The 15,176-nt window shown below is 39.7% G+C and carries 17 protein-coding genes and 1 other annotated feature; of the genes, 3 read left to right on the top strand and 14 right to left on the bottom strand.

Going from position 1 to position 15,176, the window contains the following annotated elements; all coding sequences use genetic code 11:
- Nucleotides 1–134: 134 nt before the first annotated feature.
- Entirely contained in the window at nt 135–671 is a 537-nt protein-coding gene (locus BG04_RS08280) for a BofC C-terminal domain-containing protein (RefSeq protein WP_034648793.1), read from the bottom strand.
- A gap of 291 nt (nt 672–962) precedes the next feature.
- Between BG04_RS08280 and BG04_RS08285 the strand changes: the two genes are divergently transcribed.
- Nucleotides 963–2,042 (top strand): YsnF/AvaK domain-containing protein, encoded by a 1,080-nt coding sequence (locus BG04_RS08285; RefSeq protein WP_034648791.1) that lies wholly within the window; start codon nt 963–965, stop codon nt 2,040–2,042.
- A 103-nt stretch (nt 2,043–2,145) separates the two neighbouring features.
- Here BG04_RS08285 and BG04_RS08290 read toward each other — a convergent pair whose 3' ends face one another.
- The 6 genes from BG04_RS08290 to nadB form a co-directional block, all read right to left on the bottom strand.
- On the bottom strand, nt 2,146–2,805 hold the full coding sequence (locus tag BG04_RS08290; RefSeq protein WP_034648788.1) for a YhcN/YlaJ family sporulation lipoprotein: 660 nt from the start codon (nt 2,803–2,805) through the stop codon (nt 2,146–2,148).
- 94 nt (nt 2,806–2,899) lie between these two features.
- Nucleotides 2,900–3,865 (bottom strand): phosphotransferase, encoded by a 966-nt coding sequence (locus BG04_RS08295; RefSeq protein ID WP_230586505.1) that lies wholly within the window; start codon nt 3,863–3,865, stop codon nt 2,900–2,902.
- Complete coding sequence (safA, locus tag BG04_RS08300; protein WP_034648785.1) at nt 3,855–5,135, bottom strand: SafA/ExsA family spore coat assembly protein; 1,281 nt, start codon at nt 5,133–5,135, stop codon at nt 3,855–3,857. The genes BG04_RS08295 and safA overlap by 11 nt, the downstream gene beginning before the upstream one ends.
- 214 nt (nt 5,136–5,349) lie before the next feature.
- Nucleotides 5,350–6,450 (bottom strand): quinolinate synthase NadA, encoded by a 1,101-nt coding sequence (gene nadA, locus BG04_RS08305; RefSeq protein WP_026106706.1) that lies wholly within the window; start codon nt 6,448–6,450, stop codon nt 5,350–5,352.
- Complete coding sequence (nadC, locus tag BG04_RS08310) at nt 6,407–7,300, bottom strand: carboxylating nicotinate-nucleotide diphosphorylase (protein WP_034648782.1); 894 nt, start codon at nt 7,298–7,300, stop codon at nt 6,407–6,409. Before nadC ends, nadA begins: the two co-directional genes overlap by 44 nt.
- Nucleotides 7,301–7,336: 36 nt before the next feature.
- A complete protein-coding gene (gene nadB, locus BG04_RS08315) occupies nt 7,337–8,881 on the bottom strand; it encodes an L-aspartate oxidase (RefSeq protein ID WP_034648780.1) in 1,545 nt (514 codons plus the stop codon).
- Between the two features lie 89 nt (nt 8,882–8,970).
- On the opposite strand from nadB, the gene BG04_RS08320 reads away from it, so the two are divergent.
- Nucleotides 8,971–10,107, top strand: a complete 1,137-nt coding sequence (locus tag BG04_RS08320; protein WP_034648777.1) for an IscS subfamily cysteine desulfurase — start codon at nt 8,971–8,973, stop codon at nt 10,105–10,107.
- A gap of 15 nt (nt 10,108–10,122) precedes the next feature.
- A complete protein-coding gene (locus BG04_RS08325) occupies nt 10,123–10,668 on the top strand; it encodes a transcription repressor NadR (RefSeq protein ID WP_034648775.1) in 546 nt (181 codons plus the stop codon).
- 29 nt (nt 10,669–10,697) lie between these two features.
- Here the strand turns inward: BG04_RS08325 and pheA are convergent, their stop codons facing one another.
- The 7 genes from pheA to rplU form a co-directional block, all read right to left on the bottom strand.
- Entirely contained in the window at nt 10,698–11,570 is an 873-nt protein-coding gene (pheA, locus tag BG04_RS08330) for a prephenate dehydratase (protein ID WP_028410569.1), read from the bottom strand.
- Nucleotides 11,571–11,598: 28 nt separating this feature from the next.
- Complete coding sequence (locus tag BG04_RS08335) at nt 11,599–11,991, bottom strand: ACT domain-containing protein (RefSeq protein ID WP_014458122.1); 393 nt, start codon at nt 11,989–11,991, stop codon at nt 11,599–11,601.
- 90 nt (nt 11,992–12,081) lie between these two features.
- Nucleotides 12,082–13,368 (bottom strand): GTPase ObgE, encoded by a 1,287-nt coding sequence (gene obgE / locus BG04_RS08340; RefSeq protein WP_013085117.1) that lies wholly within the window; start codon nt 13,366–13,368, stop codon nt 12,082–12,084.
- Nucleotides 13,369–13,419: 51 nt separating this feature from the next.
- A complete protein-coding gene (locus BG04_RS08345; RefSeq protein WP_034648772.1) occupies nt 13,420–13,956 on the bottom strand; it encodes a Spo0B C-terminal domain-containing protein in 537 nt (178 codons plus the stop codon).
- A 171-nt stretch (nt 13,957–14,127) separates the two neighbouring features.
- Complete coding sequence (rpmA, locus tag BG04_RS08350) at nt 14,128–14,421, bottom strand: 50S ribosomal protein L27 (protein WP_013059335.1); 294 nt, start codon at nt 14,419–14,421, stop codon at nt 14,128–14,130.
- Between the two features lie 16 nt (nt 14,422–14,437).
- Entirely contained in the window at nt 14,438–14,770 is a 333-nt protein-coding gene (locus BG04_RS08355) for a ribosomal-processing cysteine protease Prp (protein ID WP_013059336.1), read from the bottom strand.
- 9 nt (nt 14,771–14,779) lie between these two features.
- Complete coding sequence (gene rplU / locus BG04_RS08360; protein WP_013059337.1) at nt 14,780–15,088, bottom strand: 50S ribosomal protein L21; 309 nt, start codon at nt 15,086–15,088, stop codon at nt 14,780–14,782.
- Nucleotides 15,089–15,102: 14 nt separating this feature from the next.
- Nucleotides 15,103–15,174: a sequence feature (ribosomal protein L21 leader region), on the bottom strand.
- Between the last annotated feature and the right edge of the window lie 2 nt (nt 15,175–15,176).

Here is a 15,176-nt window from a genome sequence, read left to right on the forward strand (position 1 = left end):
GCTATAAAAAATAGAACCGCACATTTTTATTGATGAATGACCTTTTAAAATATATACAATACTAGACTGCTGAATACCATTTTAACATATCGCCAAAAGCAAATAGAAGCAATTTAGAATGTTGAATTCAATAATTATTTTACCATACTAAAAAACGGCTGCTTGATTGAAAGCGGCCGCTGCTGGAGCTGATAGATTTTATAGAAATTAATGAGGGAAAGATATTCATCTTTTGATTGAACGCGAATACCTTTCTTTAATTGTTCATGCTGATAGCTCTCAAGCCTTTTGATGTCAATTTGAAAAAACGATTGTATAATATGCTGCGACGCAGCTGGTTTGCCTTCAAATGCTGAGAGAATACCGTTAACAGAAAGCCCTACATAACCGTTCTCTTTTAAAATAGGTGAAATATCGTCTATGCTTGTTCTAAAAACTAGCTCTTGATCCGTTTCTTTAAGCAGTCGCCAATTTTTATATTTTTTCATTAATTGTTTTTTCGTCATAGAAGGGCTTTTGATCATCTCTTGACTTATAACTCCATCCACATACACGCGCTCAAGAAATAATGTCATCGGCTCCTTTTCATTCGCATCTGCACGGTATGGCATTATACAAAGCACAATACTTACTATCATTAAAAAAGCTGCTTGATGAATGACTTTCTTCACTCACCTTCACCTCACACGTTAATCATACTCTTTTTAGTATTATCTAAAAAGGTTTTGTGAAAATCTACACTAATAGTTTGACCTACTTATTTTCTTTTATCCTCTTATTTTATGAAGCAAATCCCTTTTACGATATTATGTTAAGAAAACATGGAGTATTTGTTACATTTGCACACTATTTGTAAAATTTTCTCTTGAACGTTTTAATTAAATTTTCGCAGGGTATGTACATAGTGGAAGTAATTGTAAGGACTTCTATTATCTATTTTAATAAAAAAGGGAGCTGAAGTAATGAGAATGAATAAACGTGTAGTCGGAACTTTTTTTTCAGAGAAAGAAGCTTTAGATGTTATCAATAATTTAAAGCGTCAAGGTTATCGAGAAACAGACATTATGGTTATTTCTAACAGTAAAAGCAATACATTTCAAATAGGTCACGATACAAATGTAATTATTGAAGCTGGTTCACCTGCCGTAAGTTCATTAGCTGGCGTCATGATGGATAACTTTTTTACCATGATGACAGGCGGCATGGGGCTCAAACAAGGAAACGGCTTGAAATCAAAATTAATCCGCATGGGCATACCAGACTTCTCAGCCGTGCAGTGCGAGACAGATGTAGCTGCTGGTAAAATTCTAATCTTGATAGATGCCGTAAGCTCTGAACAAACTCCAGCGTACGGAACCTATACGGAACACAACGAGCATAGAGCCGTCCAACTACGTGAAGAAAAATTAGATGTCTTAAAAGAACGCGTCCAAGTCGGTGAAGTAAAACTCCACAAAAAAGTAATAGAGGAAGAAAGAACTGTACACGTTCCTGTTACGAGAGAAGAGTTTTATATTGAACGTCGGCCTGTAGTTGACGGAGACTATAACGCTGGGCCACTTACAGAAGATGAAATTATTCGTGTTCCAATCATGGAAGAACGAGTGGAAATAACCAAACGACCAGTTATTGTTGAAGAAGTAATTATAGGAAAAAAACTTATTCAAGAAACAAAAGAATGGACTGAAACAATTAAGAAAGAAGAAGCAAGCGTAGAACCTGATGGACTCGCGAGCCCTGAAGTATACGAAAATATGATGAACTATACAGACCATACTTACGCTCAAGTTTCTGCAGCTCTAGCAAGCGACGTGGAAGCTGAATACGAAAATAGTCAGACAACTAACAACGAGAAGCCAAACACACAAGCTAATGAGACAAGCTCTTCTGCAAAAAATGTAAAAAATACAAAGAGTGTCGCTACGGCACCAGCAGATACGAAAAAAAGAGAAGGTCGCCTCAAACAAAATGAAACTAACGCTCAAAAGGAAGAAGCGGAATCCAAAACAACAAACAAATCTGCTTCTAACAAGAAAAATTAATAGTTACATGTTCGAGGAATAGCTGCCTGGCTTCAATGGCAGCTTTTTTATATGTCTTCTCATCAAAAAAACAGCCGTCCTTCACAGACAGCTGCTTCTTCATTTAACGATGTTTATGATTGACATTCTCATCGACTGATTCAAATAGACCATTGAAATTAGTTTGAATCGTATTACGGTCTTTTCCATTTCGAATATCGTCATCAAGAGAGCGAGCGTTCATAAATACATCATGATCTACTTTTACTTGAACATTGTAGTCCTTTGCAATAGGCTTTACTTTATCGAGCACGTTTTGTTTTAAACGGCCGTTATTTATGTCTTTGGCCGGATCCACAGCAACTAATAGCTGATCTCCACGGACAACGGCGCGACTATTTTCTACACCTTTAACGCTTGCAGCCCGATCAGCCACTTTTTCCGTAAAGTCTCTTGGATAATCTTCACCATAATACATATTAGCAACGCCATTTGTACGATCATTTGTATTATTGATGTTTCCATAAGGGTTTGTCGGATTATCAAAACGTCCATCACTTACGTTTAACGGATAATTAGGTGTTCCATTCCCATCTAAAACTTCAGTCATTGGACCTTTCGGATTATCTACGCGATGTTCATTCGCTTTTTCATTTGTATGATACCCAACAGGCTGTGTCGTATCTGTATAGCGCTGTTCCATACCTTGGTCTTTGTTATTGCAAGCGCCAAGTCCCATCATACATGCGAAAGCTAAAGAAGTTGCTACATAACTATTCAACATAATCGCCCCCTAATTTAAGCTCTATTTACTCTGAGCTTACTATTAGGATTAAAAGACGAGCCGTTTCTTATTCGATGAAGTGTTTATAAACTCTTTACATGTCATGTAGGTTTTGTAAGTGCTGGTAAATCACTCGATAAAAATGTGTACGCTGTGACCATTCTTCTACTGATTGCTGCATTAACCTTTGGCGATTTGCCCATGATAAAGCAGAGACATTTATATTCCAGTTTCTCATCAGCATCGATGGAAATAGTAAAGAAGCAAGAAAAAAACGCTGCTTGCTTAATTCTTTTATTTTCGAGTGTTGAAGTAGTTCTTTCATCGACCACTGGACGTAAGGCAAAAAGCGCTGCACAAGCTGAACATAGTCATAAAGAGCAGGAGCTTTAGCCGATAAGTCAAAATCAATCATAACAATACCCAAGTGGTTTGTTTTCAAGAAATTATGTGAAGCAACGTCACCGTGAATAATGGAACAGTTCAACCCACTATCTTTGAAACGTTCCATTAAGACTAAAGCTTTTTCTCCCCAAGTCACAATGTCTTTATATACATGAAATTGATTAAATTCCCTGAATATATGTGAGGTTTCTCGAAAAGAGGAAAGCCGCTTTTTCCATTTTAAAATAAGGTCATACTCAGAAAGCTTTGTATACGCGGCTAGTTTCTTTTTATGAACTTCTCCATGATAGCGGATCAATGTTTGTAATACTTCTTCCCGATCCTGAAAACTTTCATACGTTACCTCTTTTACTTGCTTAACAAAAGGCATCATCGCCCAGTACAAATGACGGTCCTTTATATAAAGTTCACCTTCTGGGTAAGCTTCGAAATTAACAGCATACCCTTGTTGAATCTGAGATAAAAAATGATAAACATGTTCAATTTTACTTTTGTCTCTGTATGCTTTTATTACTTTTTTTCCTTTATTCGTATCCGCTATGATGACATGAGGCTTTTTCATACGATAGGTCTCAACGTGAATATCTCTTTTTTTCAAATAGAGAAAGAGACGATTTAAATTAAAATCGTCTCGTGTATAATAATCAATCTTCATCTTCGTCGTACTCATCGTATTCTGGAATACTAAATGCATTTGGATCAAACGCAGGATACGGAGGTACACCAATCATGCCATATGGGGCTGGATAGGGTGCCCTTGGGTCCTGAAAGCCATAAGGTACCTGCTGTTGGTACTGTGGATAAGGCTGCTGTGGTGCATAGTCGTCAGGTCTTGGTTCACCGCATCCGCAGTCTCCTTGCTGCTGTGGCGCATATTGCTGCCCATAATGGTAAGGCGCGTTTCCAAAACCATCGGAAGAACTTTCATAATGGCCACCTGTCATAGCTCCTTGTACTTGTGGATACATCGGTGCTTGATGATAGGCCGGATAAACGGGCTGCTGATATCCCCATGGAGGCGGACAAGGAGAACATTGTACCGGTCCATAGCAGCTGTGTGGCATCATTGGATACATTGGCATCGGTGCCATGTGAGCGCCCATCGCATGTTCTTCAAACGATTCGTGTTCATAACCGTGATGATACATTGGAGCCTGTTGATACATTGGCATTGGATATGGTTGCGGTGCATACATTGGCGGATGACACGGCATATAATTAAATCCGCAGCCTGGCATCACAGGCGATATCGGCATGATTGGGTAACATGGCATTTGAGGAGGCATTTCTATACTCTCCATCTCAGGACTTTCTGGCGATTCATGCTTAGGCAGTTCTTTTGGTGCTTCTTTTTTTGGAGCCTGCATCGCCATATTAACGGTGTAATAATTGTTAATATCAATCTCAGGTGCAATTGGCTTTAATTTAGGAAGCTTTGGCGCAACTGGCATTTCTTTTTTAGGCTGCACAATTGGTGCTTCTTTTTTAGGCTGTGCGACCGGTGCTTCTTTCTTTGGCTGCGCAATCGGCGCTTCCTTTTTCGGTTGAGCAATCGGTGCTTCTTTCTTTGGCTGCGCAATTGGTGCTTCTTTTATCGGTTGCATAAACGGTGTTTGAGCAGGCTGATTAGCTGACTTTTTCTCATCCGGACTTTCATCAATTTCCGTTACTGGATAAGCTTTTGTGGATTGGTCACTATAAGGGTGTTGAACTTTAGGCATTTCTTTTATACCAGGTGAAGGAGCTCCTTCTTTTTGAACAGGCACTCCGCTTGTCGGCACTTTAATTTTCATTCCAGGCATGATCATGTCTGGATTGCTTAATTGAGAATTCGCTTTTTTTAACTCTTCAAAATTAACCCCATACTTTTCAGCGATTTTCCAAAGGGTATCCCCTTTTTGAACGATATGGATTTTCAACGTCATTCCCCTCCCGAGTAGAGTCTCTGCCATCTATATGTGCAAAATCAAAGTAAGTTCTGTTTGTTCATCACAAGATATGCCTTGAACCATTTTTTTATTCATTTTGCCCACAGTTTGGTTCAAGTTTTTATGATAAAGAAAAAAAGACTTATCAACACAAACAATATGTCAATAAGTCTTCTTTTAGACCTTCTCTTTTTAATTGTCTTAAAAATCTTTATGCTCGTTCTAACATATTCGTTAGCGCTTTGATCGCTCCTTGTGCTGTATGTTTATCCACTTTGATTTGATTCACTTCTGTTCCTTCTTCTATGCTTTCTAAAGCCCACAGCAAGTGAGGCAAATCAATTCGGTTCATCGTCAAACAAGGACACATATAGGGATTAAGCGAAACAATTTCTTTATCCGGATGACTGTTGATAATCCGTTTCACTAAGTTCATTTCCGTGCCAATAGCCCATTTAGAGCCTGAAGGAGCTTTTTCAATTGTATCAATAATATATTTTGTAGAACCTGCATAATCTGATTTTTGCACCACTTCATAAGAACACTCCGGATGAACAATAATATTCATCTCAGGCTGCTTCTCGCGTAAATAATCAATATTTTTAACCGTGAAATTTTCGTGCACAGAACAGTGACCTTTCCATAGAATCACCTTGATGTTGTTTATATCCCCTTCATATTCAAGTATTTCTTCAATAGGATTCCAAATAGCCATTTCATCTAGTCCAACACCTAAATCATAAGCAGTGTTTCTGCCTAAATGCTGATCTGGCAAAAAGAGAATGCGCTCTTTTTTAGAAAATGCCCACTCCACCATATTTTTTGCATTTGAAGATGTTACTGTTGCTCCATCATGTTCACCTACAAAAGATTTAATTGCAGCTGTAGAGTTCACATACGTAAGCGGAATAATCGTATCTCCGAAAAGATCCTGTAAGACAGGCCATGCCTTTTCTGTTTGCTGAATAGTAGCCATATCAGCCATTGAACAGCCAGCTCGCATATCGGGTAAAATGACTTTTTGATTTTCAGCTGTTAAAATATCAGCTGTTTCTGCCATGAAGTGAACGCCGCAAAACACAATATGCTCAGCTTCTCTATTTTCAGCTGCTATTTGAGCCAGCTGTAAGGAGTCTCCTACCGCGTCCGCGAACTCGTACACTTCGTCTTTTTGATAATGATGGCCGAGCAGAAACAATTTGCTTCCGAGCTTTTTCTTGATTTCTAGTACTCTTCTTTTCATTTCATTTTCTGTGAGCTCCGTATATTTAGCGGGGAGCGTTTGCTGCTGAAGCGTTTGTAATAAACTCATCATTTTCTGTTCCCCTTTCTGTTAATAAGTCCAAGCTGATATCGATAGACCCTGCTGAATGCGTTAAAGCTCCAAGTGAAATATAGTCCACTCCGCTGTCTCTAAAAGAATGGAGCGTGCCAAGCGTGATTCCACCAGATGCTTCTGTGACAATATGAGCGGGAACCAGTGGTATCCAACCTTTAATGACTTCTGGAGAACAGTTATCGAACATAATAACATCTGCTCCTGCCTCTATTGCTTCTAGCAATTGACTTTTGTTTTCAATTTCCACTTCCACCTTAACCATATGTCCAACCTGCTCTCTTACTTTCACAACAGCGTCTAGAATAGATCCTGCATGTGCAATATGGTTATCTTTTAACATGACGCCATCGTACAATCCAAAACGATGATTATAACCTCCTCCAGCACGAACGGCATACTTCTCTAACATTCGCATACCAGGCGTTGTTTTTCGCGTGTCACATATACGCGTATGTGAGCTGCCAAGCAGCGCTACGGCTTTGTGCGTCATCGTGGCAATGCCACTCATTCTTTGAAGTAAGTTTAAGATTACCCGTTCACCGGTCAAAATAGATCGCACGGATCCTGAAACGGTAGCTATTTTATCTCCAGGCTTAAGAACATCTCCATCTTTTTTCTCGAAATTCACTTTCACGTTAGGATCTATTAAATGAAATCCTTCTTTAATCAATTCCACTCCTGCAATAATACCTGATTGCTTTGCCGTGAACACAGCCTTCCCTTGGTCAGACGGAGAAAAAATAGCTTCACAGGTTATATCTCCATCTCCAATGTCTTCTATAAAAAAAGACTGCAATAGTTTTTGTAATTTCAACGTGTTCATTGTGCTACCTTCACCTTTCTTTTTAAATTTCCTTGCTTATAAAATCAATGATTGTTTTGTTGAAATAGCAGACTGCTTAATAATTCGCTTATGCTCCCATTCTTGCTTTTCATGCGGAAAGTCACTTCGGTAATGACCTCCTCTACTTTCTTTTCTTGCAAGAGAGGACTCAGCAATAAGCAGACCTGCAGTTAGCATATTGCAGATGGTCGCTGCTTCCCTCGAATATATAACTTCTTGGTCAAGAGGTATTCCATCCAGATGATTTGTGAATTCATGCACAATAGTAGCCAATTCGTTTTCATGACGAATGATGCCTACACAATCCATCATCTTATGCTGAATTTGTTTTGTGGCAGGCAGTATTTTAGGCATGCCTTTATACACGTAACGGACGGGGGGATAACGAGATATCGTTCTCGCTTTATGTAAAATATGACGCCCTGTCCGTTTTCCAAATACAAGACACTCTAACAATGAATTGCTTGCTAGACGATTTGCTCCATGAACGCCTGTAAAAGAAACTTCCCCCACGGCATACAATCCTTCAACGCTTGTTTGTCCATAACCATCTACTTCAATTCCACCCATTAAAAAATGTGCGCCGGGAGTAACAGGTATTCGTTTTTTGTCCAGTTGAATTTTATACTTCCGACACAGTGCCGTAATCGTAGGAAATTTTTGTTGAAAATGAGCCACTTTTTCAATGTCTAAAAATACGGATCTTCCTTTTTTCATTTCATTAAAAATTGTCCTTGCTACAACATCTCGCGGTGCTAAATCCTTAAAGGGATGAACTCCTTCCATTATGCGTTCATTCCATTCATTTACCAGTACGCCACCTTCGCCTCGAACCGCTTCGGATACTAGACCTTTCGCTTCCTTTTGATACAAAAGCGTCGGATGAAACTGAACAAATTCTAAGTCCGCTAATTTTGCTCCAGCCCTGTACGCAAGCGCTAGCCCATCTCCTGTCGCCAGCGGCTGGTTAGATGTATGCTTGTACAAAGCGCCGATTCCTCCGGTAGCAATAACCGTTTGACGAGCATGATATATAGTAATTTTGTTGTTTTCACCTTGTCCGATAGCACCTCTGCACGTTCCATCTACAGTTATTAAATGCTGAATCATTTCGTTTTCAATGACTGTAATATATGGCAGTACTGCTTTTTTCAAAAAAGCGAACAGCGCTTGTCCTGTTGCATCCCCACCTGCATGCAGAATACGATTCGTACGATGGGCTCCTTCTTTTCCAAAATGCAGCGTACCATCTGGATTTTTATCAAACTTCATTCCTTTATGAATCAATTCATTTACTACAGCCGCACCTTCTTCCACTAAAGTGCGTACCGCTTGTTCATTGCAATGCTTATTGCCCGCAACCAACGTATCATAGAGATGTTCACTCCAGTGATCGCTGCTTCCAATAGCAGCTGCTACTCCGCCTTGAGCAAGAACTGAGTTATTGCGGTCAAGTTTCCCTTTCGTTACCATTACAACTCTGTTATGACGACACAGTTCATAAGCTGCAGAAAACGCTGCTAATCCGCTTCCAATAATTAAAACATCCGTCTCTAACATTTCACACCTCTTTATTTACATGTGTCTTGACACCTATATTTACATATTATTAAATGAAAGACAAGAAGTTTTTTTATCGGAGGGAGAAAATGATTTATCTGGACTATGCAGCGACAACGCCAATGAGACAAGAAGCAATTGAGGTATATACTGAAGCGGCAACAAGCTATTATGGAAACTCCAGCAGTCTTCACACACTTGGAACACAAGCAGAAAATTTACTGACTCTATGCAGAAAAAAATTAAGCCTGTTAGTAAATTGTCGAGAGGATGATCTTTTTTTTACAAGCGGGGGAACAGAAGCTAATTACTTAGCTATTCGTTCTCTTTTAAAAGGAAAAAATGATGAAAGAAAACATATAGTGACAACGAAGCTTGAACATTCTTCGGTGCTTCATACGTTGCAGCAGCTTGAAAAAGAAGGATTTTCCCTATCTTACGTACCTGTAGATCAAAACGGAGTTGTGTCTGTAGACGACTTAAAGAAGACGATTCGACCTGACACTGTGCTAGTAGCCATTCAGCATATCAATCATGAGCTCGGTACAATTCAGCCAGTTGAGGATATTGGCCATTTTTTATCTAAAAAAGAAATTCTCTTTCACTGTGATTGTGTTCAATCTTTTGGTAAGCTTCCTATTGATGTTAAAAAGCTGAAAGCTGATAGCATCTCAGTCTCTAGTCATAAAATTTACGGACCAAAAGGTGTAGGAATGGTATACATGAATTCAAGTTCTTCTTGGAAGCCTATTTACCATAAAGCAACTCATGAAAAAGGCTTTCGCCCTGGGACTGTAAATACAACGGGCATTGCTGCCTTTACTGCAGCAGCTGAATGCGCATATGCAGAAATGAAGACCGCCCGAAGCCATTATGAGCGCTTAAAATCGTACTTACTGGAAAACCTAGAGCCTCTTGCTCCTTTTATAGAAGTAGAAGGCCTTGGGAACTCTCATTTTCCTGGAATTATGGGACTGACGTTTTCAAACATACAGGGTCAATATGTTATGTTACAATGTAATCGTCACGGAATTGCTATCTCTACGGGAAGTGCCTGTCATGTAAATCAGCAGGAACCATTAGCTTCTCTGCTTGCGATTGGCAAATCGACTGCGAATGCTAAGAATTTTGTCCGTATTTCATTCAGTCAACATTCAACGTTTAAGCATATTGATCGACTCATATCCGTTTTTCATTTATTACAGCAAGAATTTATGACAGTGTAAAAGGAGGGATTAAAGGTGCCAGGAACTCAAAAGAAAATTCTTGGAGAAGAAAGAAGAGAACTTATTCTACAATGGTTAAAAACAGAGAGTAAACCAATGACAGGCAGTGAGCTTTCGAAACGAACGAACGTTAGCCGCCAAGTCATTGTACAAGATATTTCGCTGCTTAAAGCTAAAAATGAGCCCATTATCGCAACAAGCCAAGGATATATTTACATTCAAAATCCATCTCAAACTACCGTGCATCAGCGAATTATTGCCTGTCAGCATACGCCAGAAGATGCTGAAAAGGAGCTTCTCCTGCTTGTTGACCACGGCGTTCTCGTAAAAGATGTAACCGTTGAACACCCTGTGTATGGTGAATTAACCGCTTCCGTTATGATTCAAACCCGAAAAGAAGTAGAAACGTTTATAGAAAAAATTCAAGAAACAAACGCAACTTATTTATCTCAGCTAACAGATGGGATTCACCTTCATACGATTGAAGCAGATACAATTAAAAAACTGAATGCTGCCTGCTTAGCTCTTGAAGCGGAAGGCTATTTAGTTTCGAATGAATAAAAAGGTGTTATAACAAAAAAAATCCCGCTTTAAAGCGGGATTTCTGTTTCAAGTAGTGTATGGGGATAGCTTCCTAAAAGCTCTACGCTACAGCCTAGTGCCTCAAGTTCAGCCATAGCCCCAGGGATTAATACTTCATCCATTTTTTGTTCAATATCAACGATAAAGAAATAGTTTCCAAGCCCTGTTTTCATAGGACGGGATTCAATTTTAGACAGATTTAGCTTACGCCAGGAGAAGGCTGAAAGCACTTGATGAAGCGCTCCTGCCTGATCAGATGGAAGTGTAATCATTAACGTTGTCTTGCACCCGTTTCCAGCTAAAAATGGCACCTCTTGCGCTCCATCTTTATGCAAAATAACAAACCTTGTTGTATTATGATCATAATCATGAATGTTCGGGCAGGCAATATGTAATCCATATTCATGGGCTGCTAACCCATTCGCAATAGCTCCAATATTAAGCTCAGGGTGTTCGCTTACATACTTAGCAGCAAACGCCGTTGATGTCATCTCTTCTACTGCAGTTGACGTACATTCTCCGTGTAAAAATTTATGACACTGCGCAATTGCATGAGGATGAGAATAAATCGTTTCAATGTTTTTCCACTGTTCTGCACGAGATGGATGAACCATTAAATGCTGACGAATCGGAAGCACAATTTCCCCAACAATCGGCAGACGACGTTCATGAATAAGATAATCAAGTGTTAAATTTACAGATCCTTCAAGTGCATTTTCTAACGGTACAATTCCATACTCAATTTCTCCGTTATCCACTGCATCAATGCATGCTGGAATTGTCTTGTATGGAATATGGTCGTGCTGTTTAAATACGCCTTGGACGGCTACATGTGTAAATGTTGCCTTTGGTCCTAAATATCCTACTTTCCCCACAATCATGCCTCTCCTTATCTATATCTGTTTGCCATTATGCCCCTGAACCAAGCACGTCCACTTTATCTACAAACTCTAAGCTTTTCAGTCTTCGCAGCATTTCATTTAATTCAACATTCATGCTTGCTGTATCTAATGAAAGAGTTACGTTGGCACGCCCTTGTAAAGGGATGGTTTGGTGAATCGTTAACACATTGCATCCCGATGATGCAACGGTGCTCAATAAATGTGATAAAGTTCCTGATCGATCTTCAATATGAAAAAATAGTGAAATAATTCGCTGTTTGACAACCGTCTGAAACGGAAAGACCGTGTCGCGGTACTTATAAAAAGCACTGCGACTCAAGTCTACGGCTTGTACAGCATCTGCTACCGATTCAGCTTTTCCCCGTTCAATTAACAGCTTCGCATCCAATGTTTTTTTCATCGCTTCTGGTAATACATCTTCGCGAACTAAATAAAACTGCTTATCGCTCTTATGCAAGTAAAGCCCCTCCCCTTATCCTATGAACAACAATTAGTCAATAAATTCAAATTCATATTCAAACAGCTTTACAATATCGCCATCTTTTGCTCCTCGTTCACGAAGGGCTTCATCGACGCCCATGCCTCGAAGCTGACGCGCAAATCGACGAACGGATTCTTCACGTGAGAAGTCGGTCATCTTGAATAATTTTTCGATTTTTTCACCGCTTAATACGTATGAGCCATCGCTATCACGCGTAATAACAAATTCCACTTCTTTCTTTTCATGCTTGTACAGTACGCGGTGCATAGATAGATCTTCCTCTTCTTGCATTGGGAATTCCGGCGTAGTTTCTACAAGATCAGCTACTGTAAATAACAGTTCGCGGATTCCATTACGCGTTGCTGCAGAAATTGGAAAGACTTTCACTTCGTCTCCTACTTTTTCTTTGAATGCAGCTAGATTCTCTTCAGCTTGCGGGATATCCATTTTATTTGCTACCACTACTTGCGGACGTTCTGTTAAACGCATATTATATTGACGCAGCTCTTCATTAATGGTTAAGTAATCTTCATATGGATCACGGCCTTCTAAACCTGACATATCGATTACATGGACAATAACGCGGGTACGTTCAATGTGACGTAAAAACTGATGACCTAATCCTACACCTTCATGTGCACCTTCGATTAGCCCTGGTAAATCTGCCATCACAAAACTGCGGTTATCTTCTGTTTCAACTACTCCTAAATTCGGATTAATTGTTGTAAAATGATATTCAGCAATTTTTGGCTTTGCAGCAGACGTCACGGATAATAACGTTGACTTTCCAACACTTGGAAAACCAACTAATCCTACATCGGCTAATACTTTTAATTCAAGAATTACATTTCTCTCTTTACCTGGCTCTCCATTTTCTGAAAGCTCCGGTGCTGGATTTGCAGGTGTAGCAAAACGCGTATTCCCACGCCCTCCGCGTCCACCTTTAGCAATCACTGCACGCTGGCCGTGCTCAACTAAATCAGCAATCGTTTCGTTCGTATCTTCATCTAACACAACCGTACCTGGTGGAACTTTTACAACCATCGGCTCAGCGTTACGTCCGTGCTGTCCTTTTGACATTCCATGTTCACCGCGGCTTGCTTTAAAGTGACGCTTATAGCGGAAATCCATCAGCGTACGCAATCCTTCTTCTACTTCAAAGATGACATCTGCACCGTGACCACCGTCACCACCTGCAGGACCTCCTTTTGGTACGTACTTTTCGCGACGAAAGGCAACCATTCCATTTCCTCCGTCGCCACCTTTTACATATACCTTGACCTGATCTACAAACATTTCTTTTTCACTCCGTTCTATATCTTAGCTCCTGCAATAGCAAAAGCGCTGTTAACTTATTGTGAGCATAAGGCTAAATTCATCTTCAGACATATGCTGTTGAACCAATGCAACTCCTTGAGCGCACTCATAACATTGTAGCTTGTTTTGTAGCTTCTGTATATCTGTTAGTATTCCACTAAAGTCAAAAAAGAAACGAATTCCCTGTTCTTCAATGCATACTGAAATACTCAAATAGTTTTCTGCATGATAATCAACATATTTTTCGAGTGCTTCTGTCAAATAGCTACACCAGTTGTATACGAACTCATCGTATTGTGATAAATCCTTCAATTCTCCCAGCACTTCCACATCTAAGCGAACAGCATGGTTATTCCAATGATAGGTCATAACAAAGCCCGCAAACAGTCGCATATTGATGTTTGTTAACTTGGATTCATGTTTGGATTCATTTACAATTTCTTCAATGATTTCATTCGCTCGATCAAGCCGATTCAACGCTAGATTGCCTTTGATTAATTGCAGCTTATTTAACCAATCATGCCGCGCGTATCTTAATACTTCTACGACATCCCATTCTTTTTCCATCTTAGCACTCCTAACTTTGACTCGAGCATAAGTATTTCACAACGCTGACAAACATCTCGTATCAATCTTCTTAGATATGTTCGATTATAACAAATTCCAATGGGTAATAGGTGAAATATTCTACAAAAAGAAAACTCTAACCTACTTGGGTTAGAGTTTTCTTTTTGTATCTTATGCTTCTTGAGCAACAGGGTATACAGATACTTTTTTACGGTCACGACCGAAACGTTCAAATTTAACGATACCGTCGATTTGAGCGAATAAAGTATCATCTCCACCACGACCTACGTTTGCACCTGGGTAAATTTTAGTACCGCGTTGACGGTATAAAATTGAACCACCAGATACGAATTGGCCATCAGCACGTTTAGCACCAAGACGTTTCGAGATTGAATCACGACCGTTTTTAGTACTACCTACTCCTTTTTTAGAAGCGAAGAATTGAAGGTCTAATCTTACTAACATGACATCCACCTCCTGTTTAGTTGTCGTTAATTTTTATATAATTACTGTAATCTAATTCGATCGTTTTCAGTGAAACAACCATACCTTCTAATAGCAATTGAATCTGTTCCAATGTGAACGAATCCACATCTTTTGGGATCTCACAACGGAGATACCCACCATCTCCACCTTGCTCTAAGTGCGGTTCAACCCCACTTATTGAAAAGATAGCATTAATTGTCCCAAATGAAACTGCAGATGCTCCCGCACAAACAAGATCTTTTCCGTGTTCGGAAAAGTCAGCATGTCCACTCATCGTGAACCCGTCAACTTTCTTATTTGCATCACGAGAAATCGTCACCTTAATCATTTGTTATAATTACGCGTTGATAGCGTCGATTACAACTTTTGTGTAAGGTTGACGGTGACCTTGCTTACGACGATAGTTTTTCTTTGCTTTGTATTTAAATACAGTGATCTTTTTAGCGCGACCTTGTTTTTCAACTTTAGCCGTAACTGTTGCACCTTCTACGAAAGGAACACCAACTTTCACGCTGTCGCCACCTACAAATAATACTTTGTCAAAAGTAACTGTTTCGCCTTGTTCACCAGCAAGTTTTTCAACGTAGATTGCTTGACCAGCCTCTACTTTAATTTGCTTACCACCAGTTTCAATAATTGCGTACATTCTCTGCACCTCCTCTAAAAACTAAGACTCGCCATCACAGGTGTTCAAGTGAACTTAAAACCTGTTCTGAGCGGTTGTAGCACGGGTG

The sequence above is a fragment of the Priestia megaterium NBRC 15308 = ATCC 14581 genome (genome assembly GCF_000832985.1).
GTDB lineage: Bacteria > Bacillota > Bacilli > Bacillales > Bacillaceae_H > Priestia > Priestia megaterium.

Bases quoted from the DNA above. Each gene is read 5' to 3' on its own strand.
- BG04_RS08355 (WP_013059336.1), bottom strand. From the start codon at position 14,770: ATGATTAAGGTGACGATTTCTCGTGATGCAAATAAGAAAGTTGACGGG.
- BG04_RS08320 (WP_034648777.1), top strand. From the start codon at position 8,971: ATGATTTATCTGGACTATGCAGCGACAACGCCAATGAGACAAGAAGCA.
- rpmA (WP_013059335.1), bottom strand. From the start codon at position 14,421: ATGTTAGTAAGATTAGACCTTCAATTCTTCGCTTCTAAAAAAGGAGTA.
- nadA (WP_026106706.1), bottom strand. From the start codon at position 6,450: ATGAGTTTATTACAAACGCTTCAGCAGCAAACGCTCCCCGCTAAATAT.
- BG04_RS08345 (WP_034648772.1), bottom strand. From the start codon at position 13,956: ATGGAAAAAGAATGGGATGTCGTAGAAGTATTAAGATACGCGCGGCAT.
- rplU (WP_013059337.1), bottom strand. From the start codon at position 15,088: ATGTACGCAATTATTGAAACTGGTGGTAAGCAAATTAAAGTAGAGGCT.
- nadC (WP_034648782.1), bottom strand. From the start codon at position 7,300: ATGAACACGTTGAAATTACAAAAACTATTGCAGTCTTTTTTTATAGAA.
- BG04_RS08285 (WP_034648791.1), top strand. From the start codon at position 963: ATGAGAATGAATAAACGTGTAGTCGGAACTTTTTTTTCAGAGAAAGAA.
- safA (WP_034648785.1), bottom strand. From the start codon at position 5,135: ATGACGTTGAAAATCCATATCGTTCAAAAAGGGGATACCCTTTGGAAA.
- BG04_RS08290 (WP_034648788.1), bottom strand. From the start codon at position 2,805: ATGTTGAATAGTTATGTAGCAACTTCTTTAGCTTTCGCATGTATGATG.
- pheA (WP_028410569.1), bottom strand. From the start codon at position 11,570: ATGATTGTGGGGAAAGTAGGATATTTAGGACCAAAGGCAACATTTACA.
- BG04_RS08295 (WP_230586505.1), bottom strand. From the start codon at position 3,865: ATGAAGATTGATTATTATACACGAGACGATTTTAATTTAAATCGTCTC.
- nadB (WP_034648780.1), bottom strand. From the start codon at position 8,881: ATGTTAGAGACGGATGTTTTAATTATTGGAAGCGGATTAGCAGCGTTT.
- obgE (WP_013085117.1), bottom strand. From the start codon at position 13,368: ATGTTTGTAGATCAGGTCAAGGTATATGTAAAAGGTGGCGACGGAGGA.
- BG04_RS08335 (WP_014458122.1), bottom strand. From the start codon at position 11,991: ATGAAAAAAACATTGGATGCGAAGCTGTTAATTGAACGGGGAAAAGCT.